At 74.0% G+C, this 22474-nt stretch carries 15 protein-coding genes; 4 read left to right on the top strand and 11 right to left on the bottom strand.

The window, feature by feature from the left end; genetic code table 11:
* Nucleotides 1-43: 43 nt before the first annotated feature.
* Together solA and ACWCXB_RS06805 are read left to right on the top strand one after the other, a co-directional pair.
* The gene (gene solA, locus ACWCXB_RS06810) at nt 44-1144 is read left to right on the top strand and encodes an N-methyl-L-tryptophan oxidase (RefSeq protein WP_450720088.1); all 1101 of its coding nucleotides are present in this window, start codon (nt 44-46) and stop codon (nt 1142-1144) included.
* The gene (locus ACWCXB_RS06805; protein WP_450719749.1) at nt 1141-2259 is read left to right on the top strand and encodes an aromatic ring-hydroxylating oxygenase subunit alpha; all 1119 of its coding nucleotides are present in this window, start codon (nt 1141-1143) and stop codon (nt 2257-2259) included. The genes solA and ACWCXB_RS06805 overlap by 4 nt, the downstream gene beginning before the upstream one ends.
* Nucleotides 2260-2386: 127 nt before the next feature.
* On the opposite strand, the gene ACWCXB_RS06800 is transcribed toward ACWCXB_RS06805, so the two are convergent.
* The 4 genes from ACWCXB_RS06800 to ACWCXB_RS06785 all read right to left on the bottom strand — a co-directional run bounded on the left by ACWCXB_RS06800 (nt 2387) and on the right by ACWCXB_RS06785 (nt 10125).
* The gene (locus tag ACWCXB_RS06800) at nt 2387-3325 is read right to left on the bottom strand and encodes an ABC transporter ATP-binding protein (protein ID WP_450719747.1); all 939 of its coding nucleotides are present in this window, start codon (nt 3323-3325) and stop codon (nt 2387-2389) included.
* The gene (locus ACWCXB_RS06795; RefSeq protein ID WP_450720086.1) at nt 3322-6096 is read right to left on the bottom strand and encodes an ABC transporter permease; all 2775 of its coding nucleotides are present in this window, start codon (nt 6094-6096) and stop codon (nt 3322-3324) included. Before ACWCXB_RS06795 ends, ACWCXB_RS06800 begins: the two co-directional genes overlap by 4 nt.
* Nucleotides 6097-6173: 77 nt before the next feature.
* A complete protein-coding gene (locus tag ACWCXB_RS06790; protein WP_450719745.1) occupies nt 6174-9584 on the bottom strand; it encodes an FtsX-like permease family protein in 3411 nt (1136 codons plus the stop codon).
* Nucleotides 9585-9720: 136 nt separating this feature from the next.
* Complete coding sequence (locus ACWCXB_RS06785) at nt 9721-10125, bottom strand: globin (protein WP_450719743.1); 405 nt, start codon at nt 10123-10125, stop codon at nt 9721-9723.
* Between the two features lie 96 nt (nt 10126-10221).
* Between ACWCXB_RS06785 and ACWCXB_RS06780 the strand changes: the two genes are divergently transcribed.
* Nucleotides 10222-11235 (top strand): methyltransferase domain-containing protein, encoded by a 1014-nt coding sequence (locus ACWCXB_RS06780; RefSeq protein WP_450719741.1) that lies wholly within the window; start codon nt 10222-10224, stop codon nt 11233-11235.
* Here the strand turns inward: ACWCXB_RS06780 and ACWCXB_RS06775 are convergent.
* The 7 genes from ACWCXB_RS06775 to ACWCXB_RS06745 form a co-directional block, all read right to left on the bottom strand.
* Entirely contained in the window at nt 11213-12433 is a 1221-nt protein-coding gene (locus ACWCXB_RS06775) for an FHA domain-containing protein (RefSeq protein ID WP_450719739.1), read from the bottom strand. The genes ACWCXB_RS06780 and ACWCXB_RS06775 overlap by 23 nt on opposite strands.
* Nucleotides 12434-12527: 94 nt before the next feature.
* On the bottom strand, nt 12528-13886 hold the full coding sequence (locus tag ACWCXB_RS06770) for a VWA domain-containing protein (RefSeq protein ID WP_450719737.1): 1359 nt from the start codon (nt 13884-13886) through the stop codon (nt 12528-12530).
* An 82-nt stretch (nt 13887-13968) separates the two neighbouring features.
* A complete protein-coding gene (locus ACWCXB_RS06765; protein ID WP_450719735.1) occupies nt 13969-15303 on the bottom strand; it encodes a PP2C family serine/threonine-protein phosphatase in 1335 nt (444 codons plus the stop codon).
* Between the two features lie 3 nt (nt 15304-15306).
* Entirely contained in the window at nt 15307-18261 is a 2955-nt protein-coding gene (locus ACWCXB_RS06760) for a tetratricopeptide repeat protein (RefSeq protein WP_450719733.1), read from the bottom strand.
* A gap of 5 nt (nt 18262-18266) precedes the next feature.
* Nucleotides 18267-19583 carry a hypothetical protein gene (locus ACWCXB_RS06755; protein WP_450719731.1) on the bottom strand — a complete coding sequence of 439 codons (1317 nt, stop codon included), beginning with the start codon at nt 19581-19583 and terminating at the stop codon, nt 18267-18269.
* A 105-nt stretch (nt 19584-19688) separates the two neighbouring features.
* Nucleotides 19689-20804: a glutamate ABC transporter substrate-binding protein gene (locus tag ACWCXB_RS06750; protein WP_450719729.1), complete on the bottom strand. Its 1116-nt coding sequence runs from the start codon at nt 20802-20804 to the stop codon at nt 19689-19691.
* Between the two features lie 11 nt (nt 20805-20815).
* Nucleotides 20816-22090: a hypothetical protein gene (locus ACWCXB_RS06745; protein ID WP_450720084.1), complete on the bottom strand. Its 1275-nt coding sequence runs from the start codon at nt 22088-22090 to the stop codon at nt 20816-20818.
* On the opposite strand from ACWCXB_RS06745, the gene ACWCXB_RS06740 reads away from it, so the two are divergent.
* The gene (locus ACWCXB_RS06740) at nt 22047-22250 is read left to right on the top strand and encodes a hypothetical protein (protein WP_450720117.1); all 204 of its coding nucleotides are present in this window, start codon (nt 22047-22049) and stop codon (nt 22248-22250) included. The two genes, ACWCXB_RS06745 and ACWCXB_RS06740, sit on opposite strands and share 44 nt — an antisense overlap.
* Nucleotides 22251-22474 lie beyond the last annotated feature (224 nt).

The raw sequence follows: 22474 nt of genomic DNA, 5'->3' as shown, positions 1-22474 counted from the left end.
ACCGTCAGCGTCCTACGACGTGATCGTCCTCGGCCTCGGCGGCATGGGCAGCGCCGCCGCGCACCATCTCGCGGCACGCGGCGCCCGCGTCCTCGGCCTGGAGAAGTACGGCCCCGCGCACAACAAGGGCTCCAGCCACGGCGGTTCGCGCATCACCCGCCAGTCGTACTTCGAGGACCCCGCCTACGTACCGCTGCTGCTGCGCGCGTACGAGCTGTACGAGCGGTTGCAGCGCGACAGCGGCCGGGACATCGCCACCCTCTGCGGCGGGGTGATGATCGGCCGCCCCGAGTCCCGGCCGGTCGCCGGGGCGCTGCGCTCGGCCCGGCAGTGGGATCTGCCGCACGAACTCCTCGACGCGAAGGAACTGCGCGACCGCTTCCCGACGTTCACACCGCAGGACGACGAGGTCGCCCTGTACGAGGCGAAGGCCGGGCTGCTGCGGCCGGAGAACACCGTCGCCGCCCACCTCCAGCTCGCCGCTCGCGGCGGCGCCGAGCTCCACTTCGAGGAGCCGGCGACGCGCTGGCAGACGTACGGCGAGGGAGTGCGCGTCGACACCGCCGACAGCGTCTACACGGCGGGACAGCTCGTCATCTGCCCGGGCGCCTGGGCGCCCGAGCTGCTCGCCGACCTAGGGGTGCCGATCACCGTCGAGCGGCAGATCATGTACTGGTTCCAGCCCACCGGAGGCACCGGCCCGTACACCCCCGACCGGCACCCCATCTATGTGTGGGAGGACGCCGACGGGGTGCAGATCTACGGCTTCCCCGCCATCGACGGCCCCGAGGGCGGCGCCAAGGTCGCCTTCTTCCGCAAGGGCACCGTCTGCACCCCGGAGACCATCGACCGCACCGTCCACGACGACGAGGTACGGGCCATGGCGAACCAGCTCGCACCCCGTGTCCCCACCCTCCCCGGCACCTTCCTCAAGGCCGCCACCTGCATGTACTCCAACACGCCCGACGAGCACTTCGTGATCGCCCGCCACCCCGCCCATCCGGAGTCGGTGACCGTCGCCTGCGGATTCTCCGGACACGGCTTCAAGTTCGTCACCGTGGTCGGCGAGATCCTCGCCGACCTGGCGCTGACCGGCGCGACCGCGCACCCCATCGACCTGTTCGCTCCAGGGAGGCCGCTATGACCGCCATGACGTCCGGCCCCAGCCTCATCGCGACGCTCCCCGGGCGGGCGTACACCGACCCCAAAACCTTCCGCCGCGAACAGGAGCGGATCTTCGAGGCCCTGTGGTTCTGCGCGATACGCTCCACCGAACTGGCCGGGCCCGGCGCGTACCGCACGGTCCAGGTCGGCACCGAGAACGTCCTGATCACCCGCAACGCGGACGGCGCGCTGCGCGCCTTCCTCAACGTCTGCCGGCACCGCGGCGCACGGCTGTGCTCCGAGCCCGCGGGTGAGGTCCGGCGCACCCTGCGCTGCACCTACCACGCCTGGACGTACGACCTCGACGGCACGCTCGTCGCCGCGCCCAACCTGGCGAGGATGAAGGACATCGACCGCGAGGCGTACGGGCTGCGGCGCGTGGCACTGCGCGAATGGCTCGGCTACGCGTGGGTGTGCCTGGCCGACGAACCCCCCTCCTTCGAGGACACGGTCATGGAGGCGGCCGTGGAACGGCTCGGCGAGGCCGCGGCGATCGACCGCTACCGCACCGAGGAGCTCGTCGTGGGCCGCCGCATCCGCTACGACGTCGCGGCCAACTGGAAGCTGATCGTCGAGAACTTCATGGAGTGCTACCACTGCGCCACGATCCATCCCGAACTCACTGATGTGCTCCCGGAGTTCTCGCGGGGGTACGCCGCCCAGTACTACGTCGGACACGGCGCCGAGTTCGCCTCCGCGGCGCAGGGCTTCACCGTCGACGGCAGCGAGGGCTTCGGCCGGCTGCCGGGGCTCACCGATGCGCAGGACCGGCGCTACTACGCCGTCACGGTGAAGCCGCAGGTCTTCATCAACCTCGTGCCCGACCACGTCATCGTCCACCGGATGTTCCCGGTGAGCGTCGCCCGAACGCTCGTCGAGTGCGACTGGCTGTACGCGCCGGAGGTCGTCGCTTCGGGGGCGGACGTGTCCCGGTCGGTGGAACTGTTCCACCGGGTGAACGTGCAGGACTTCGAGGCGTGCGAGCTCACGCAGCCGGCGATGGACTCCCGTGCGTACCGCGCGGGCGGGGTGCTGGTGCCCAGCGAGCACCACATCGGCGCGTTTCATGAATGGGTGACCGGGCGGCTGGGGTAGGGGCGGGCCTGCGGCGGGAACCTGGGCTTCGCCCCAGACCCCCGAGCGCGCCCGGTACCGCCGGGTGGCCCGCTTGTCCGTCCTCGAACGCCGGACGGGCTCAAAATGAAGGGCCTGCCCCAAGCGGCTAGCGGGAGGCGTCGTCCGGCCACACGCCGATGTGGTCCTGTTCCAGCTCCAGCATCACCCGGTGTTCCATGCCCAGCGCCGCCGTGTACTCGGCGGGCAGCTGGAGCCGCCCCGCCCGGTCCAGCGTCGCGTATTCGCGTGCCACCACCGACTCCCTGCCCTCCGCGTCGATCTCCGTGCGGCGCAGCACCTCCGAGGACGTCCGGCCGTCACGGATCGCGACGGTGCGGCGGACCTCGCTCGCGACCGCCTGGTCGTGCGTGACGATCACGATCGTCGTGCCGAGCTCCTCGTTGGCCCGGCGGAAGGCCGCGAAGACCTGTTCACCGGTCGCGGAGTCCAGCTCGCCGGTGGGCTCGTCGGCGAGGAGGACGGCAGGGGAGTTGGCGAGGGCGACGGCGATCGCGACGCGCTGCTGCTGGCCGCCGGACATCTGCTGCGGGCGGCGGTCGCGGCAGTCGGCGACACCGAGCATGGCCAGCAGCTCCTGTGCGCGTTCGGCCTTCTTCTTCGTACGGCCGCGCAACTGCATGGGCAGGGCAACGTTCTGGGCCGCCGTCAGGTAGGGGAGGAGGTTCCTGGCGGTCTGCTGCCAGACGAAGCCGACGACGTCGCGGCGGTAGCGGAGCCGGGCCTTCGCGTCCATCGCGAGCAGGTCGCAGCCCGCGACCTGCGCGGCGCCCGCGGTGGGGACGTCCAGGCCGGCGAGGATGTTCATCAGCGTCGACTTGCCGCTGCCGGACGCACCGACCAGGGCCATCAGCTCGCCCTCCTGGACGAGCAGATCGAGCCCCTGGAGGGCCTGCACCTCGACGCCGTCCGTCCTGAAGATCCGTACGAGCCGGTCGCAGGCGATCAGCGCGTCGTGTCCGTACGCGGGCCGGTCGCGGCGCGCCGCCGCCCGCTGCTCCAGCTCCGCGAGGCTGGTGTCGGTCATCGCATGTCTCCTGCCCTGAGTTCGGTGATCGATCCGCGGCGCCCCGCCCACCATGCCTGCCCGGCGGCCACCGCCCCCGCCAGCGCGACCACGCCCGCCGCGGGCAGCGCCAGCGACCACGGGTCGGCGCGCAGCGACGCGCCGTCCACCGGTGCGACGCCCGGTGCCGTGGCCAGGGCGAGCCTGCCCAGGTCGATGCCCGGGGCGAGGAGCAGGATCGTGGCCCAGCCGACGAGGATGCCGCCGCCGGCGGCGAGCAACGCCTGGGGCAGTGACTCCAGGCCGAGCAGCTGACGGCCCTGGCGGGTGGTGAGGCCCATGGTGCGCAACCGGGCCAGCAACGCGGCCCGTTCCGGTGCGGTCTGCAACAGGGAGAGCAGCAGGGCGAGTACGGCGTAGCCGGCACCGGCCGCGATGGCCGCCGCGTAGATCCGCTCGGCGCCCGACTGGAGGGGCGAGTCGGTGAACGCCGCTCGTTCCTGGCTGCGGAGCGCCACGGAGAGGTCCGTGCCGGAACCGCGCACGGCCGCCGCCCGCAAGGCCTTCGCCTCCAGACCCTCGCCCGTGACCAGCAGCGTGGTGGGGGCGGACGGCTTCAGGGCCGCACCGTCGACCAGCAGGAAGTCCGATCCGGGCGCGGCCGGGGTGCCGGGGCGCACCGCGACGATGCGTACGGTGACGTCACCCGCCAGGGACGTGATCCGGCGCGGCGCCGTGCCGAGTCGCTCGGCGACGCCGGGTGAGGCGACGGCGTCCAGCACGCCACCGGTGCTCTTCAACGCGTCGGGCGGGAAGGCCCCGAGATCCAGCTGCCGGGCCAGCCCGGCGTACGGCCCGGGCTCCACCCCGATCAGCGTGAGGGGCTTCCTGTCTCCGGCCCCCTCGTCGGGCCCACCGCCGGCACCGGGCTCGCCGGACGCGAGCTCCGCCATGCGGTCGATCCGTACGGCCGTCACGTCCTTCACGCCCGCGACCTCCCGCACCGCACCTTCCGCCCCCGCGGGCAGCGGCGTCGTGTCGCCGGGACCCGAGACCCGCGCGTCCGCGCCCGTCGCCAGCAGCGCCGCCCGGTCGCGGGCGTCCGCGACCCCCGCGAGTACGGAGCCGCCGAACGCCGCCGTGGTCAGCGCCATCAGCAGCGCCAGCAGCGGCAGCGCACCCGTCGCCGACGAGCGGCCCGAGCGGGCCAGCGACAGGAAACCGACGGCTCCGCGCAGCCGCCCGGCCGGACCGGCGGCCCAGCGCAGCGGCAGCGGACAGAGCCGTACGAGCACGAGCGCCGCGATCAGCCCGACCAGCACCGGAGCCGCGCTGACCAGGTGGTCCCCAGCGACGGCCGTGCCGCGCCGCCGCAGCGCCACCACCGCGCCGACGGCCACGACCAGCAGGGTCAGTTCGGCGACCGTACGGCGCTTGCCCGGCCTTGCGTGGGCGAGGTCGTCGCGCTCCCCGTGCGCCCGTGGTCTGCGGTGCAGCACGATCGCCCGCACCGGCAGCGCGGCGCAGGCCAGCAGCGCCACCGCGCCCGCACCGGCGACCGCGGGCAGCAGCCGGGCCTCGTCCACGGCGAGGACGGCGAGCAGCAGACCGGCGGCGGCCGCGGGCAGCGCGACCACGGCGGTCTCGCCGAGAAGCCGCCCGCCGATCCCGCGCAGTGAGCCGCCGCGGGAGCGCAGCAGCGCGAGCTCGGCGGCACGCCGCGCGGCGAGCAGCCCGCCGGTCATGGCCAGGACGACCGCGGCGACCGCGCCGATCCCGAACGCCGCCACCGCGACGACGGGCGCGATCGCCTCGCGCATCGTCGTGTACGAGCCGAGGACCGTCTCCAGGCCCGTGCTCAGGGCTGCTGTGCCACCGGCGATGTCCCGCAGCTTCAGCAGCTCCGGCCCGCCTTCGAGGGACGCGACCCGGTCGACGAGCTCCGGCACGTCCTGTGCGGTGAGCTGTCCGGAGGCGGGCGCGAACCGCCAGTACGCCTCCGGCTGTGCCTGCGTGCCGAGGAGTGCGGGAGCGGCGTCGGGTGCCAGGAGCAGGGCTGCCTCCCAGTAGTACTGGGGCGGCTTGGACGGTACGGCCGCCATACCCGGTGCACGGAGCACGGGCTCCGCCGACCAGTAACTGCCCTGCGGCTGACGGGGTTCGACGATCCCGGTGATGTGGACGGCCAGCGGGACGGAACCGTCGCCGGCGACGTGGACGACGGAACCGATGCCGAGGTGCAGTGCCTGGGCCGTCGCCACGGTCGCGGCGCCCTCCACGACCTTGGTGTCCGACGTCACTTTCCCGGCGGCGACGGGCAGCCGGCCCATCCGCAGGGTGGCGTGGGCGGCAACGTCCGACTGTGCGGCCAGCGTGAAGCGAGGCGGCAGCGCGTCGGGGCGCGGCAGCCATTTGTCCGTACCGACCAGCGTCTTGGAGGTCCGCACCCCGAACGCCGACTGTCCGGCATCCGCCCGCACCGGCGCGGGCAGCGCCTCCATCGCCTCGCGGTGGACGGCCGCGAGCGCATTCGGCCGCACCACCTCGTCCCGCGCGGCCTGCGGCAGTTCCAGTCGCGGCTGCGGCGAGGTCAGCTCCAGCACCGTGTTGCCGGGCGGGGCGCTGCCGACGTCGTGCCGGAGCCCTTCGGCCTCGTACGCATCGACGGCCCGCGGCAGCACGGCGGCGAGGAACGCCGTGACCAGCACGAGCATCCCAAACGCGACGGCCGCCACGGGCGCGGTCCGCAGCCGCGTGCGGATCCACGGCGCGACACTGCGCTCACGCGCCATGACGGCCTCCCGTGCTGCGGCGCGCCGACGCACGGCCGAGGCCAGGACCGCGGAGGTCAACAGGGCGCAGGATCATGTCAGTTGTCCCCCTGGTGGCGGAGTGAGACGGCGGGATCCGCGCGGCGGACGGCGATCGCGGCGGCGATCAGCAGCGGGAGTGCGGCGACACCCGCGAGGAGCAGGGCCACGTGGGAGACGGGCAGTTCGACCAGGACCCGCGGCACCGGCTTGGTGGCCTGCCCGGTCAGGAGGACCAAGGGCACGACGGCCCGGGTGAGGACGGCTCCCAGGCCGAGGCCCACGAGCAGACCGATCCCGATCAGCAGACTCTGCTCGGCGGCGACCAGCCGGGCGAGGCCCCGGCGCGGCGCGCCCAGGGCGCGCAGCACGGCGAGTTCGGCGGAGCGCTCACGGAGCGAACCGGTCGCGCTCACCCCGAAGCCCACCGCCGCCAGCGCGGCCGCGGCCAACGCGACCGCCATCAGCGCCGCGCGTGGACCTGCGCCGAGCGGATCGTCCAGCAGCTCGGCGGCGACCTCGTCGCGGACGAGGACCTGGTCCGGATCGATGTCAGGGCGTGCCCGCAGCGCGGACGCGACCTGCGCGGCCTTGCCGGGGGCGGCGCTCAGCCACCACTCGTTGGGGCCGAGCGGGGTGCTCGCCCGATCGGCGAACACGGCGTTGACGGTGCGCAGATCGAGCAGCAGCGCACCCCCGTCCTTGGCGCCGGGCCCGCCACCGGCGTCGGATCCCGCTCCGGGTCCTGTTCCGGTTCCCGTTCCCGCCCCGGCCCCGGCTCCCGGCCCCGGTCCGGTCGTCGGGAGCTCCCGTACCGTCTTCACGATCGTCACACGCAGCTGTTCCCCGGCCAGCGTCACATCGATGCTGTCGCCCCGCTGCGCCCCGGCCGCCTGCAGAAAGCCGTCCGTCGCCACGGCCGGGATCCGCGCCGGGGGAGCGGTGCGCACGACGGCGGTGCGGACACTGAACTCCGTCGGCTCGGGGAACCAGTCGTCGGGCGTGGGCGCAGTGAGCCCTGTGCCGTACGTGACCGTCAGCGGCACCGTCTCCGAGGCAGCAGCACTCAGGGCCACCGGCGGGCGGGCCTCCCCGCCCTCCGTCTCGTGCTTGCTGCCCTGCCAGCGCACCCCGGAGGACGCGGGGACCGGGCGGGCGGTCCCGCCGGGGCCCGTGGCCAGCAGCCGTTCGACGCGCAGCAGGTGCCGCTCGGACTTCCTGTCCGGGGCCCGGCAGTCGAGCTGCAGCCCGCTCAGTGCCAGCGGCCCGGCGGGTGCGGTACGGGCCCCGGACGCGGACACGTCGAGATCGAGGGTGACGGGATGGACACGCCCGTCCACGGGCACCTTCCCGGCGCTCAGCCGGTACGGGATGCCGTAGCGGTCCTCGACGACGACGGTGACCAGCGGTGCGAGCCCCGCGCGGGAACGGCCGGACGGCGCACCCTCGTCGGTGATCCGCAGGTCGAGCGTGAGCCGCCGGGTGCCGTCCGGAAGCGGGACCGCGCGAGAGCCGGCGGGGGCCTTGGGCGGCGCGACCGCCCGGAGCAGCCCCTGCGCCGGCTCGTCCGCGAGATCGCCCCGCAGCAGCATCCCCTCGTCGGCGCGCGCGGTGTCGAGCGCGAGCACCGTCGCCGTACGGTCGCCGGGCAGGTCCACCGTCGCGCGATGGGCGGGCGCGGCCTCGCGCACCCCGGGGAGCGAGGTGTACAGCCCGGCCTGCCCCGGCCCGCCGGGCCTGCCGTCGAGCACCCGTACCGAAGCGCCCGTACCGAAGTCCGCCTGGTCGCCCTGCGACCGCTCCCACGACGCGCTCTGCCCGATCGCCAGCATGCCCATCGCCACGGCGAGCACCAGCAGCAGCACCGGCCCCGCCCCGCGCAGCGGCCGGCGGCTGAACTGCCAGCCCGCCAGCGCCGTCGGCAGCCCCCGGCCGCTCGCGGCGCGCCGTTCCGCGAGCCGTGCCGCGGGCGGCAGCAGACGCAGCGTCAGCACGGTGCCGGCGAGCAGCGCCAGGGCGGGCGCCGCGACGAGCAGCGGATCGATGCCCAGGTCGCCCTCGCGGTCACCGCTGAGCGCGCCGGTGCCGGACGAGCCGGTCTGCCGGTCCAGCTGCCAGTACGCCACCGCCGCGATCACCAGCAGGCCGACATCGGCCCCGGCGCGCACGGGCGCGGGCAGCGCCGCGGCACGTACGCGCCGCAGGCGCCCCGACGTGTCCGCCGTCGCCGCGAGCGCGGGCGCGACGACCGCCGCCGCGCAGCACACCGCGACCCCGGCCGCGACCAGCCAGACCTGGCCCGTCGGTGCGTCGCCGAGCCGCAGCCCGATCCGGTCGAGCGAGGACGTCCGCGCGAGCAGCCGGGTCAGCGGACCCGACAGCAGCGGGGCGCACACCGCGGCCGGTACGGCCAGCAGCAGCGCCTCCAGCGCGGCGAGGCCGGCGATCCGGCGGCGCGAACCCCCGCGCGCCCGCAGCAGATCGGTCTCGCCCGCCCGTTCCGTACTGAGCAGCCGGGCCACCAGCAGCAGCGCGTACCCGGCGAGCAGCACCAGCTGCACGGCCACGATCATCAGCGTGGACCGGGCCACGAGCAGCGCCCGCCCGGTCCGGTCGAGGACGGTCGGGAGCGCCGTCGTCACGGTCGCGCCGCCGCCGAACGCCGGGTCCTTGTGCAGTGCTTCGGGTCCGCGCGCGGACGCCTCGCGCAGCGCGCCGATCCGGTCGGTGGTGATGCTCCGGTAGTCGGCGCCCGCCACCCAGGCGGTGGTGCCGGCGGAGGTGCGGCCGGAGGCGAGGACGGACGGGTCGGTGAGCAGCGGGCCGTAGGTGGTGAAGACGACGGTACGGACCCCGCGCCCGCCGAGCGTGTCCAGCTGCCAGTACGGATCGCCGGTGTCGGCGGCCCGGTAGACGCCGGTCACCCGGACCGTCAGCGCCGCGCCGCCCAGCCGGTCGGTGAGCGCGATCAGCGCACCGGGGCGCAGCTTCAGCCGCTCGGCGGCGGCTTCGGGCAGGGCGACGGGTACAGGGGCGTTCCCTCGCGGCCCGGGGCCCGGCAGCGTGCCCGCGACGAGCCTGATCCGGGACCGGTCCAGGGCGGCGAAGTGGGTGAGGTCGGGCTCGCCCTTGCGGGCATCGGAGGTCCGGAGGGAGCGCGGCAGCGCGTACGGGCCGGAGCGCTCCAGCTTCCGCACGGTCACCGGCAACCCGTCGAAGGTCTGCCGCGCGCCGCGGACCGCGGCCTCCTGGGCCGCGTCCCGCCGGTCCCGCGGCACGTCCGCGCTGATGACCAGCGAGGCGGAGGCGGCGGCCGGGCCGCGCAGGACGTGCCGGAGCGCCGCGTCCCCGACCGAGCCCTGGAGCGCGGCGAGGGCGGCGAGGACGGACGTCGTCAGCAGGACCGCGAGGAGCGCGGCCGCGAGCAGCAGCCGGTGCGCTCCCACGCGCAGGAATATGAACCCCGTCACCCGTCCCCCCGTCCAGCCCCCGTCGAACGCCCCCCGTCGAACGTTCATCGGATGCTTTCAGAGGGCACCCGGACGGGAAAACGCTTCCACGGCGATACGGGCCGACCTTGACGCGATCGTGATCAGTGCCGGGTGTTCAGCCTGCGGTGTTGACCATCGACGCGGCCGCGTAGGTGAGGTAGTTCCACAGCTGCCGCTCGTGCTCCTCCGAGAGGCCCAGCTCGCCGACGGCCACCCGCATGTGCTTCAGCCAGGCGTCGTGCGCGGCCTTGTCGACGGTGAACGGCGCGTGGCGCATCCGCAGCCGGGGGTGGCCGCGGTGATCGCTGTAGGTGCGCGGGCCGCCCCAGTACTGCACGAGGAAGAGCGTGAGCCGCTCCTCGGCCGGGCCCAGATCCTCCTCGGGGTACATCGGGCGCAGCAGCGGGTCCTCGGCGACACCCTCGTAGAAGCGCCGTACCAGGCGCCGGAAGGTCTCTTCGCCGCCGACCTGCTCGTAGAAGGTCTGCTCCTGAAGTGTGCCCCTCGGAATCTCGTTCACCGTTCCATGGTCTCAGACCGGTCGGCGGAGGACCCGGGCCCTAGGACTACGCGCCAGGTGCTCGCCTCCCGCGCGGGCGCGCAGGAAAGTGGAGATATGGGTGCACAACGGGACGCTCCTCCGGCCCGGGATCCCTTCGCGGGCCCCGCCGCCGAGGTGCGGCGTGCGCTGGTGCGGCGCATCGCCGCGACCGGCGCGCTGGAGGACCCCGCCTGGCGGGCCGCCTTCGAGGAGGTGCCGAGGCATCTGTTCGTGCCGTACTACTACGTCTCCACCTTCGCCGGGTACGAGCGGCTGTGGTGCGCGGACCGCGACCCGGAGCGGCGCGAGCGCTGGCTCAGGGGTGCGTACGCCGACGGGCCGCTCGCCACCCGCGTACGGGACGGACAGCTCGTCTCCTCCAGCAGCCAGCCCTCGCTGATGGCCCGCATGCTGGCCGCCCTGGACGTACGGGACGGGCACCAGGTCCTGGAGATCGGCGCCGGCACGGGCTACAACGCGGCCCTGCTGTCGCACCGGCTCGGCGACGAGCTGGTGACGACCGTCGAACTCGACCCGGAGATCACCGAGTCCGCGCGGGCCCATCTCGCGGCGGCCGGCTACCACCCCACCGTGATCACCGGCGACGGTGCGCGCGGCTGCCCCGAGCGCAGCCCCTTCGACCGGATCATCGTGACGTGCACCCTGCCGTCCGTACCGCAGGACTGGCTCGCGCAGTGCCGCCCGGGCGCCCGGATCCTCGCGCCGCTCGCCACCGGGCTGGTCGCGCTGCGGGTGCGGGACGCCGACCATGCGGAGGGGCGCTTTCTGCACACCGCTGCGTACTTCGTCCCGCTTCGCGGCGGCAAGCCGGTGCGCTCGCCGGTCCCGCACGCCGCGGGGCTGCCGCGGCGGGTCGCCGACAGTGAGCTGTTCCACTTCCTGCTCGCGCTGACCGCGGGCAGCCTTGATCCGCACGAAGCGCTCTCGCTCTGGCAGCGCGAGAAGCTGCCGGAGCGGGAGCGCTTCGGTGTCACGGTCAGCGGCGGACGCCAGTGGGCCTGGCTGGACGACCCTGAAGGGCCGTACGCCTGGTCCCTCGGCGACGCTACTGCCCCCGACGAATGGTGATCGTCGTCCAGGCGCCGACGTGCACCCGGTCGCCGTCCCTCAGCGGGACGGGCACGTAGGGCTGGATCGGCTCCTCGGCGCCGTTCACCGTGGTGCCGTTGGTGGAGTTCTGGTCGACCACCGCCCAGGTGCCGTCCGGCTGCTGGACCAGGACCGCGTGCTGGTGCGAGACGCCCGGGTCCTCCGGCGGGACGGAGAGGTCGATGTCGGGCGACTCACCGGTGGAGTGCCGGCGGCGGCCGATGGTGACCTGGTTGCCGGAGAGCGGACGCGTCTGCTCCGGCGAGTACGCGGGCAGATTCAGGCCGGCGGCCTCGGGGCCGCTGCGCTGCATCATCGCCATGAAGTACTCGCGGTCGGGCGCGAAGACCGCCGTCCAGCCCGCCGGGGGCTGGTACTGCTGCTGCGGCGGCCCCTGCTGGTGCATGGACTGCGGCGGCTGCGGTGGCTGCGCCTGCGAGGGCGGCGGGAGCACCCAGTCGTCCCCGCCGCCCTGCGGCTGCTGGGGCCCCGGCGGCGCCGGGGCCGGGACGGCCTGCGGGAATCCGGGCTGGGAGGGCATCGCGGGCTGACCCGGCTGCTGGAACGCCTGCGGCGGGGCGGGCGGTCCTGGCTGCTGGAACACCTGCGGCGGTGCCGGCGGACCGGACTGCTGGAACGCCTGCGGGGGCGCGGGCGGCCCCGGCCGGTGTGGCTGCGGGGCCTGCGGCGCCGACGGGTCGCCGGTCAGCGGCTCGGCAGGCCGGTTCATCTGCGAAGGCCGGGAGCTCTGGTACTCGAACGGGTCCGGCGGGCGCGGCGGCTGCTGCGCCTGGAAGCCGGGCGGAAGGTTCAGCCCCGGCACCGGACCACCGGGTCCACCGGGACCACCGGGACCACCGGGGGGACGGCCGGGCGGGGCCAGCGGCGTGTACGACGTCGCCGTGTTCGTGAGGAAGTTCCAGCGGCACTCCTCGCAGAACGGCGCCATCGCCTCGCGCGGCGTACGGCACTGCGGGCACAGCTCTGCCTGGGCCGTGGCACCGGGGGCGCCGGGGCCGGGGTAGCCGTATCCCGGCGCGGGCGGGGAGGGAGCCGGCGGCGGGGGTGGCGGAGGCGGCACCGCGCCCGCCGGAGCCCCCGCCCCGGCCATGCGATGGCCGCAGACCTCGCACCAGTCGTCGGAACCCGACTGGTGTCCGTTCGGGCAGGTCGGCATGTCGGTGCTTCCCCCTCTCCTTACGTCAGGCCCGCGCAAGGGCCGGACACGTCCTACTGCTTCGCGTTCTGCTGCAACGCGTTGCGCTTCATGTCTACTTCTTGACGCGAACTGTCTTCGTGGAGCGCGTTTCGAGGGTCATCTCGTCCGCCTCCGCAACCTTCGCCTTCAGTCGCACAGTACCCGTCGCCACATCGACGACGTCCACCACCTTCGCAAGCAGTTTCGCAGTCCCCTCGTTCCCCGAGGCCGCCGCCAGCTGTACGGCACGGCCCAGTTTCGCCGTCGCGCCGTCGATGTCCCCCGACTTGCGGGCGTCCAGCCCCTGCTGGATGACCTGTGCCAGTTCGGCCTGCCCGGTGTAGTGCGCGACCTGCGGATTGATCGACGTCGACGCCGCCATGTCGTCCGTCCACACCGCCCGCACCAGACCCTGGGCGAGGGCCTGCGGGGTGCCGCCCGCCGGATCGGGGAGGATCAGCGACACCCGGGCCGCGAGCATCTCCTGGCCGATGTTCGCCTGCGGCACCTGCACACACACGTGATAGTCACGGGACTCGTCGCCCCACGAGCCGGTGGGGTAGTCCCCGGCACGGGGACCGGCCTCCGTGCGCCGGGCGGTCAGCTCCTCGACCGTCGGCGCCACCTGCTTCACGAACTTGATTTCCACGCCGACGGGCGTCCACAGCCGCAGCGACACGTCCGCGACCTCCTTGCCCATCGCGTTCTCCATCATCCGCGTGAAGTCCGCGGCGAGACCGGACGGGTCGGCCACGATGTCGGCGCTGCCGAGGAGCGCCGAGGCGATGCCGGTGACCTCCTTGACCTCCCAGTCCGTCCCCACGCCGCGGGCGTCACAGGTGAAGCGGCCCGCGCAGACGTCCAGGGCGGCCCTGAGGTCCTGCGGCGACTCGTGCTCGTTGCGGCCGTCGGTGAGCAGGATGCCGTGGCGGATCGTGACGTCCTCCGCCTGCAGCAGCCGGTCGGCCAGGCGCAGCCAGGTGCCGATCGCGGTGCCGCCGCCCGCGCTCAGCTTGCGCAGGGCCTCCTTGGCCTGCGCGCGCGTCGTCGCATCGGCGACCGCGAGGCCGCCACCGCCCGGGTAGACCTCGCTGGCCACATGCGTACCCGCGACCACGGCGAAGGCGGTGCCGTCGCGCAGGGTGTCGATGGCGGCGGCCGTGGCGTCGCGGGCGTTGCGCATCTTCGTCGGCGGGTAGTCCATCGAGCCCGAACAGTCGACCATGAGCACCACGGCGGCGTTCGGCCCCCGCCCCGGTACGGACGAGGGCGAGGCGGCCGCCCCGGTGAGTGGGACACCGCCGCTCGTGCCGCCTCCGGTGGAGGTGACCGTGACGATCGCGTTCACCTCGCGACCGCCCTCCGGCAGGAACTCGTTCTGGTACACCTCGACGGAGAACTGCGGCACGTTCGACTTCGAGAAGTTCGCCATCTGATCTGGCTCCTTGAGCTCCACGTAACAGACAGAAATGACAAAGGGGTTGCCGGACGGGCGAAGCGGACGAGGGCCTTGTTCAGGCCGATCCTGCCCCTTGCTCCGGGACGGCGAACGGGAGCAGGGCCACTGTTACGTTGTCGTGGCCGCCGCCGTCCAGCGCATGACCCACCAGAACCTGGGCCGCGCCCAGTGGGCGGCCCGCAGCGTCCGGCGGCAGGATCTGCGCCATCTCCTCCGCGGCCTCCGCGTAGTTCCAGAGGCCGTCCGTGCAGACGACGACCACACCGGGGCGGTCCGGCTTGAAGGCGGCGGTGTGCGGCTCCAGTTCGTACGCGTCCGCTCCGAGCCAGCCCGTGATGGCGTGGGCACGCTCGTCCGCGTACGCCTCGGCCTCGCTCATCAGGCCCGTGGCGACCATCTGGGCCGCCCACGAGTCGTCCTCGGTGAGACGGGCCGGCGGGCCGCTGCGGTCGTCGGGCACCCAGTACGCCCGGCTGTCGCCGACCCAGCCCACGACCAGCAGACCGGCCGCGACGACGGCTCCCACGAGCGTGCACGCCGGTGCGTTCTGATGGCGGTGCGGATCGTGCTCCATCGCACCGGCGGGCTCGGCCGCCAGCGAGTTGACCGCCTCGGCCGCCGCGACGATCGCCTCGTGCATCGCCTGCTGCGGGTGGGTACCGCGGGGCAGCGACTCCAGCAGCGACTCGTTGGCCGCGCAGGCGGCGGCCGCCGAGGCGTCGTCCGGGCGGGTGGCCGACGACACGCCGTCGCAGACGATCGCGATGACGGCGGGCGAACCGTCGGGCAGCGCCGTCGAGGAGACCGCGAACGAGTCCTCGTTGCGGTGGTGGCGCAGGCCTCGGTCGCTCACCGCGGCCACCGCGCCGAGCTCCTGCTCCATGTGGTCCCGCTCGCGGGGCTGGGCGTGCCCGCAGTTCTCGCAGTAGCCGTCGGAGTCGACATGGCCGGCGCGGCAGGCGACGCAGACCTTCGTCCCGGCCGGAGGTGTCGCGTGCGCCGTGACCGGGACGGCGGTGGCGCGGGGGTCGGGGGCGGCGAGCTCGAAGTCGCCCGAGGCGGAGGCGGTGTTCGCGGCCGGGCCGGCGGGGGCCGGGGGCGGTGCGGCGTCCGGGCCGTCGAAACGCACTGCCGTCGAGGGCAGCGGACGGCCACCCGCGCCCGTGCTCGGCGGCTCAGCGGGCGGCTGCGGACGCGCCGGGGCACCCGAGCTGTCCCTACCGGCGGCCTCCGGCTGCTCCACCGGAGTGCCGATGGCGATCGTGGGGTGGTCCTGCGGTGGCTCCGGTACGGCCGACAGGTCGTACCCGCAGGCACCGCAGAACAGGTCGGTCGACTCCAGAGGCTCCTCGCAACTGGGGCACGCGGAGAGCTGGTGCATCCGGTCCATCACTCACACCCACGTCCGGGGGCGGAAACGGTTGGCCCGCTCCACCAGTTCGATGCGCTCCTCGCCGTGCTGGGCGAGCCGGGCGAGCACCCGGAACGAGCGTTCAAGTCCGAAGCGCAGTCCGCGCTCGTCCAGTTCGCTGCCGAGCAGGACTGTCGCGGCGGGCCGGGCCCCGGGACTACCGGAGAGTACCCAGTCCAGCGCCGTGCCCAGCACCTCTGCGGACAGCCTCTCGCGGCGCACCGCGTCCAGGCCGAACCCGTGGAGTGCCGTGACCTGGTCGGCGGCGGCGGTCAGATCGTCGATCAGCGGATCGTGCGCGGCGCGCCTGCGCAGCCTCGCGCGGACCGCGGCCACCCGCGCGGCCGTGTAGTGGATCGACGCCTCGGGCACGGACTCCAGCGTCCGTACGGCCCCGATGCGGTCGCCCGCGGCGAGCTGCACGCGGGCCAGGCCGAACGCGGCGCTCACATAGCCCGGGTCCGTCGTCCACACCAGCCGGTAGTACTCCGCCGCGTTGTCCAGCTGGCCCAGCACCTCGGCGCAGACGCCGAGCGCGAGCTTCGGCGCGGCCTCGCCCGGGAAGGCGTCGTAGATCGCGTCGAAGGACAGCGCGGCCGTCTCGTTGTCACCGGTCGCGAGGGACGCGATGCCGCGGTACCAGACGACCCGCCAGTCGTCGGGATGCCGGGCCTCCAGATCGGCCAGCGACGTCGTCGCGGAGCCGAGGTCGCCCATCTCGAGGCGGGCGCGCAGCTCCCGCAGCCGCAGCTCCACGGAGCTCGCGGGCGCGGCGTGCAGCGCGGCGATCAGCTCCGCGGGGGCGGAGGCCATCAGGCCCGCGAGGAACCCCGCGTTCGGATCGTTCGGGTCGACCCGCGGCACCGGGAGCGCCAGCGCGGTCGCCCGCGCATCGAGCGCGGCGAGGTGCGGCTGCGCCGCGGCGGCGATGTGCGATGCCGGCATCTCGATACGGGGCGAGGGCAGCGCGGCCTGCGTCGGCGCGTACGCGAACGCGTGCACTCCGGGACCTCCGGCCCCGCCGTTCCCGGCTCCGGCACTCCCGGCTCCGCCGGGCACGATTCCGACGCCTCCGGCGCCCAGGGCTGCGGCGGACAGCGGGCCCGCGGGCGCGGCCTGATACCCGGCGCCTCCGGCCCCGGCACTCCCGGCTCCGCCTGCCAGTTGCCCGGCGGCTCCGCCGCCGAAGGTGGTGGCCAGGCCCCGACCAGCGGTGCCGCCGCCCGAGGGTGCGCCGGAAGCGCCCGGCCCCGCGCCACGACCGCGGCGGAAGCCGACCTTGCTGGCGGGGGTGGTCCGCGCCCCCAGCACCGACACCTCGCCGTCCAGCTCGGCGAACAACTCCGTGTCCGTCACGCGCAGTTCCGTGCCGAACAGCGTCGACAGCGACGGCCGGGGCCGCCCCGTCTGCAGCGCGACGACCTCCCGCAGAACGCCCGTCAGCTGGTCCGCCATCTCCTGCGCGGAGGCGAACCGGCGCGCCGGATCCGGGTCGGTCGCCCGCACGAGCAGCCGGTAGAAGGACTCGTAGGTCCGGAACACCTCGATGTTGTCCGGGTCGGGGAGGGAGTCCACGAACACGTTCGTATAGCCCTGGAAGTCGAACGTCAGCACCGCCAGCGTGCGTGCGACCGTGTACAGGTCGGAGGCGACCGACGGGCCCACCTCCGCGACCTCGGGGGCCTGGTACCCCACGGTGCCGTAGATCGCCGACTCGTCGTCGTCCATCCTCCGCACCGCGCCCATGTCGATGAGCTTGAGCTGGTCCTCGGTCTGGATGGCGTTGTCGACCTTGAAGTCGCAGTACAGCAGGTTGCGGCTGTGCAGATGGCCGAGCGCCTCCAGGGCCTCGATCCCGTACGCGCAGGCCTGCTCGACCGGCAGCGGGTCGCGCTTCCCGTCGGGGGCCCGGCGCTCGTTCGCGATCTCCTTGAGGGACTTGCCGCCGACGTACTCCATGACGATGTAGCCGTCGAGGGAGCCCGTCCGCTGGTCGAGGTGCTCGACGAAGTTGTAGATACGGACGATGTTGGAGTGCTCGATCTCCGCGAGGAAGCGGCGCTCCGAGATCGCCGCGGCCATGGCGTCCTGATCGCCCGTGTCCAGCAGGCCCTTGAGGACGACCCAGCGGTCCGAGACGGCCCGGTCGATGGCGAGATAGATCCAGCCGAGACCGCCGTGCGCGAGGCAGCCGATCACCTCGTACTGCCCGTGCACGATGTCGCCCGCGCGCAGCTTCGGCACGAACGAGTACGGGTGGCCGCACTTGGTGCAGAAGCCCTCCGTGCGGCCGGGGCGGTCGCCGCGCGCACGCCCGACCGGCGCGCCGCAGTCACTGCGGCTGCAGTACCGCTTCCGCTCGGGGACCTCGGGATTCTCCATCACCGCGGAGCGAGGGTCGGGGCGCGGCACATCCGGCACCGTGACCAGGCCCGCGCCCAGCCGGTTGCGCCCGGACGCCGCGGCGGTGGAACCGGAGCTGCGGACCGACACCGACCGGCCGGTGCTGCGGCCGGACAGCGAACGCGACAGCCGCCCCGAGACCGACCGCCGGGACGTCGAGGAGCGCGACGACCGCGAGGACCGGGACGACGACCGGGCGGACGACCGCGAACCACTCCTGGCCGAGCCGCTGTTGCCGCCGTTGGCGCCACCGCCGGTGATCCCGGTGGGCGGTGACGACAGCGAGCCGGTCACCGAGACGACCGGGGCGAGGCCGCAGGTGTCGCAGTACAGCTCGCCCCCGCCGACGTCCTCGTACGACCCCTCGCACCCGGGCCGCTGGCATGCGGGCAGGGCGCCGCTCGCACCGCCGCCCGCGCCGGCCCCGGGGGCCTGCGCGGTGTCGGGCGCGAGCCCGCAGGTGTCGCAGTACAGCTCGCCGCCGCCGACGTCCTCGTACGACCCCTCGCAGCCGGGGCGCACGCACTTGTTCATGGCACTCACGATTCCCCCTGTTGGCCAGTACGGTCCCTGGGTCCCGTCTGCCGCGGCACCAGGACATCCGCCGCCGCCCGCTGATAGCGCAGCACCGCATGCTCGGCGGCGCGCAGATCGCAGGGCGCGCTCCACAGCATGCGGCGCGCCGCGTCGTAGCGCTCGATCAGCAGCGGGTCCTCCGCCATACCGTGGCGGGCGACCTTCGCCTTGTACGCGTCGAGGCGGCCGCGCAGCTCCGCGCGGACCGCGAGTGGGGCCGTCACCGCCGTCAACGACTCTCGGGCGCGCAGGAGTTCGTCCTCGGCGTCCCGCTCCAGCGACTCCAGCAGAGGTGAGAGCCGGTGCCACTGGGCGTGCCGGCGGTACTCCGCGGCCGTGGCCAGCCGTTCCTGCAGTGCCGTCGGGGGGCCGCTGACCGCGGGGACCTCGGACGCGGCGATCTTCGCCAGCACCTCGCCGCGGGCGGCCCGCGCCTCCGCGAGGGTGCGGTCCGCGCGCGAGAGCACGTCCCGCAGCCGGATCAGCCGCTCCTCCGAGTCCTGCCGCACCGCGAGAACCGCCTCGATCTCACGCCGTACGTCCTCCAGGGCGCGGGCCGCCCGGTCGTAGCGGTCGGTGTCGGGGCGGCCGCCGCCCGGCGCCGAACTCGCCGGCGCGGGCGCCCAGAACGCCAGCGGATCCGACACCACCTGCCCGCGCAGCGCGGCCAGTTCGTGCGTGATGGACTCCAGATCGTCGCCGGCCGGATGCTCACCCGGCCGCACGCCCACCGAGTGCGCGAGGGAGCGGGTGCGCTGCAGCTCGGCGGCGAGCAGATCTATCCGGGCGGGTAGTGCCGACCAGACCGCGTCGGCGGCCACGACCATGTCCAGCGAGCGCGCGTACAGCTGGTTCATCCGGCCCACCAGGGCCTCCAGCGTGAACCGCTCGGAGAGCTTGGCCGGTCCGGTGATCGAGGGGGACGGGTGCGCGGCGGAGCTCGCGATCGTGAGACTCGGGCCGCGCAGCCGGTCGGTCAGCTCGACCAGGTCGTCCCGGTTCGGCCAGCGGCGCCGCGCCCGCAGGTCACGCGCGGCGGTGAGCGCCGCGGTGTACGCGTCGAAGTAGCTCCACAGCAGCGTGATCGCCTGCTCGGTGGAGGCCCAGCGGTCCTTGGTGACACCCGTCAGCTCGGCGCCCTCCAGGAGCCTGCGGCCCGCGTGGTCCTGCAGGGCGAGGAGCGAGGTCTCTATGGCCTCGTGCTCCTCCCCGAGCCGCGCCAGCGCACGGTCCACCTCGTCCCGGTCCATTACCGGCCCGGGGGGTCCCGCGACGCCCATCGATCACCTCTCCGCTCATGCTGTCGGATCCACTGCCGCGCATCGTCCCGGCCGGTCCGAGTGGTCCGGCCGGTCTCGGTCGATCCGGTCTCAATCGGTCCGGTCTCAATTGTTCCGGTACTTCGGCGCCGGCGGGCCGGATATACCGGGGAGGTCCGCCTTCAGCCATTTCGTGTACGCCGTCATCCAGGGGCCCTTGCGGTAGTCGTCGAGCACCTTGTTGACCCGGCGGACGAGGTCCTCCTTGCCCAGTTTGGCCGCCACGCCGTAGTACTCGGTGGTGAAAGGCTTGCCGCCTTTCAGTTCGACGGCCGGGTCCTGCGCCGCCTGGCCGGCCGCGAGGGCGGCGTCCGTCACGACCGCGTCGACCTCGCCGAGCTGCAGCCGGACCAGGCAGTCCAGCTGGTTCGAGACCGTGAGCCGGTCCTTGTCACCCGGTCCGCCGTCGTCCTCGTCCTTGAAGACCGCGCCGAACGACTCCTTCTCCAGCGCCTCGTAGGCCGTTGAGCCCTCGGCCGAGCAGACCCTGCGGCCGGCCAGGGACTTGTCGTAGCCCGTGATGGGGGACTCCCGGGGGGCGAGCACCTGCTGCCCGGTCTGGAAGTACGCGGTGGAGAACGCGACCTGCTTGATCCGGGCGCAGTTGATGGTCATCGTCCGCACGACGAGGTCGACCGTGCCGCTGTTCAGCGCGGCGATGCGCTGGTTGGTGGGAATGGCACGGAAGATGATGTCGTCGGGACTGCCGAGAATGTCCTCGGCGACGGCCCGGGCGAGATCGATGTCGAAGCCCTCCAGCTTGCCGTCCGCCGTGCGGTAGCCCCACCGGTAGCTGTTCTGGTCGACGCCGACGATCAGCTTGCCGCGCTGCTTGATCGCGGCGATCGCCGGCCCGTCCGCGGTGGACGGGGTCAGCGACCGCTCCGGTTCCGTGCAGTCGTCCGCCTTCGCGGGCACCGCGACGGCCGAGCCCGCGCCCGACACATCGGGCGACGTGGCGGGCGGGCCGCCGTGCGAGAGCGGCAGCAGAGTCAGGGACGCGGTCAGCGCACAGGCGACCGCCATCCCGGCGACGCCGCCCCAGCCGCGGAGCCTGCGAACCAGCCGCGCCGCCCCGGCGGACCGGGTCCGCTCGCGCGACGGGACCCTCGCCCCGCGCGCGTCGTGCGCGGCGACGGCGGGCGTCACGTCGGGCATCTCGCCGGACACTCCGTCCCTCATCTCTCCCCCTCTCACCGGTACTCCGAAAGCCTGCGGCCGATGCCCAGGACCGCGCCCACCGCGCCGAGCACGGCCAGCACCGCCGCTCCGACCGGCAGACCCGTCAGGGCACCGCGGCCGTCCTCGGCGGACTTGGTGAACTCGGCCTGCTCATGCGCGAGGGCCTGCTCCAGCGCCCTGTCCACGCGGTCGAACGACTGGCCCGTGGACTCCTTGTCGCCGATCACCTTCGCCAGGGCGCCCTCGTAGTCACCGGCCTTGTCGGTGTCGCTGGCCGACTTGTGGCGGGCCCGCCACTCGGAGACCGCGGAGACGGCGGCGGCGACCGGGGTGCGGCCCTCGCCGTCGTCGGCCAGGCCCTCGGCGCGGCCGAGGGAGGCACCGAGCCGGTCCATTCCCGACGTGTAGTCCGTCTCGTACTTGTCGCTTTTGCCGTCGGCCGTGAGCACGGCGCCCCGCGCGACCAGCGTCAGGTTCTCGTTGGCCCGGGCCTTCAGGCTGTTGATCCGGGCGTCGTTGAGGACGTTCAGCGACTCCTGGCCGTGGGCCCGCGCGTCGTTCAGCTCGGTCCTGGCCACCGTGTGTCCGACGGCCAGCCACAGCAGCACCACCGTCGACGCGGCGGTGGCCGCGAGCAGCCCGTGGTTGAACACCCGGTTCGTCCGCAGGTAGTTGCGGCGCTGCGCCCAGACCAGAACGCCCAGCGCGGCCACGCCGATGGCCAGTGACAGGAACGGCCACAGCCTGGCGTCGCCGTGGTCGTCGTCGAGGCGGGCGGTCTCCGCCTCGTACAGCTTCTGGGCGGCGGGGAGCAGCTCGGTCGTCATCTGCTGGTTCGCGTACCGCAGATACGCGCCGCCGAGGGGGAGGCCCTGGCGGTTGTTGGCCCGGGCCCGCTCGATCAGGCCCGTGTAGCGGGGGAGCTGCTCGTTGAGCGCGGCGATGAAGCGACCCGACTCGGTCGAACCGTCCGTGTTCGCCGCTGCCTTGACGAGCAGCCGCGACGCGTTGGCGATGTCCTTGTGATAGCGCTCGCGGACCTCGGCGGGCTCCTGCGCGCCGGCCAGGAAACCGCTCGCCGCGGCCGTGTCGGCGTCGGCCAGCGAGCGGTAGATGCTCGCGGCGTCGGCGCTCAGCGGCTGGCTGCGGCTGACCACGGCGTCGGCGGCGGACGCCCGGTCGGCGATCTCGAAGGCGGTGACGGCGCCGAACGCCACGACGAGAGCGGCGAGCACGGCCCCGATGATCCGCAGCCTGCCCGGCTCCGTCGTCGCCGCGGCGTGCAACTGCGCCGTCGTCTCGGCCCAGGCGCTGCGGCGTGCGAGCGTCCCCGGAGGCGGCGCGGACTGGTCCCCCGACGGCCGCGAGCTCTCGTACCCCGGCTGCGCCGGGACGGGCGCGCCCGGCGGCACCGGTGGCGCGGGCGGTCCCGCGCTCGGTGTGTAAGTCACCCTGACCTCCCCCTCGGTCACTGACGGCGTCCCGCACCCCGCGGGGTCGGGGGACGGCTGCCCGGCCAGCAGTATGGCCGCAGGGGCGGACATCCACACCCAGGATTGACTGGATCTTGAGCTATCTCGCCTGTTGCGTCAATGCTGCCAATGTGCCCCCTGCCCCGAGCCCCCACCATGAATACGCCGCCCGCGCCTGATCGGTTCCCGTTCCGGGCG

The sequence above is a fragment of the Streptomyces sp. NPDC001514 genome (assembly GCF_053597075.1).
The sequence above is the reverse complement of the archived record's forward strand: the minus strand, read 5'-3'. Positions and strand labels throughout refer to the sequence as shown.

Coding starts and splice junctions, on each gene's coding strand:
- ACWCXB_RS06760 (WP_450719733.1), bottom strand. CDS start 18,261: ATGAACAAGTGCGTGCGCCCCGGCTGCGAGGGGTCGTACGAGGACGTC.
- ACWCXB_RS06765 (WP_450719735.1), bottom strand. CDS start 15,303: ATGGACCGGATGCACCAGCTCTCCGCGTGCCCCAGTTGCGAGGAGCCT.
- ACWCXB_RS06805 (WP_450719749.1), top strand. CDS start 1,141: ATGACCGCCATGACGTCCGGCCCCAGCCTCATCGCGACGCTCCCCGGG.
- ACWCXB_RS06770 (WP_450719737.1), bottom strand. CDS start 13,886: ATGGCGAACTTCTCGAAGTCGAACGTGCCGCAGTTCTCCGTCGAGGTG.
- ACWCXB_RS06795 (WP_450720086.1), bottom strand. CDS start 6,096: ATGGCGCGTGAGCGCAGTGTCGCGCCGTGGATCCGCACGCGGCTGCGG.
- ACWCXB_RS06740 (WP_450720117.1), top strand. CDS start 22,047: ATGATCCGCAGCCTGCCCGGCTCCGTCGTCGCCGCGGCGTGCAACTGC.
- ACWCXB_RS06750 (WP_450719729.1), bottom strand. CDS start 20,804: ATGAGGGACGGAGTGTCCGGCGAGATGCCCGACGTGACGCCCGCCGTC.
- ACWCXB_RS06775 (WP_450719739.1), bottom strand. CDS start 12,433: ATGCCGACCTGCCCGAACGGACACCAGTCGGGTTCCGACGACTGGTGC.
- ACWCXB_RS06780 (WP_450719741.1), top strand. CDS start 10,222: ATGGGTGCACAACGGGACGCTCCTCCGGCCCGGGATCCCTTCGCGGGC.
- ACWCXB_RS06755 (WP_450719731.1), bottom strand. CDS start 19,583: ATGGGCGTCGCGGGACCCCCCGGGCCGGTAATGGACCGGGACGAGGTG.
- ACWCXB_RS06800 (WP_450719747.1), bottom strand. CDS start 3,325: ATGACCGACACCAGCCTCGCGGAGCTGGAGCAGCGGGCGGCGGCGCGC.
- solA (WP_450720088.1), top strand. CDS start 44: ATGGGCAGCGCCGCCGCGCACCATCTCGCGGCACGCGGCGCCCGCGTC.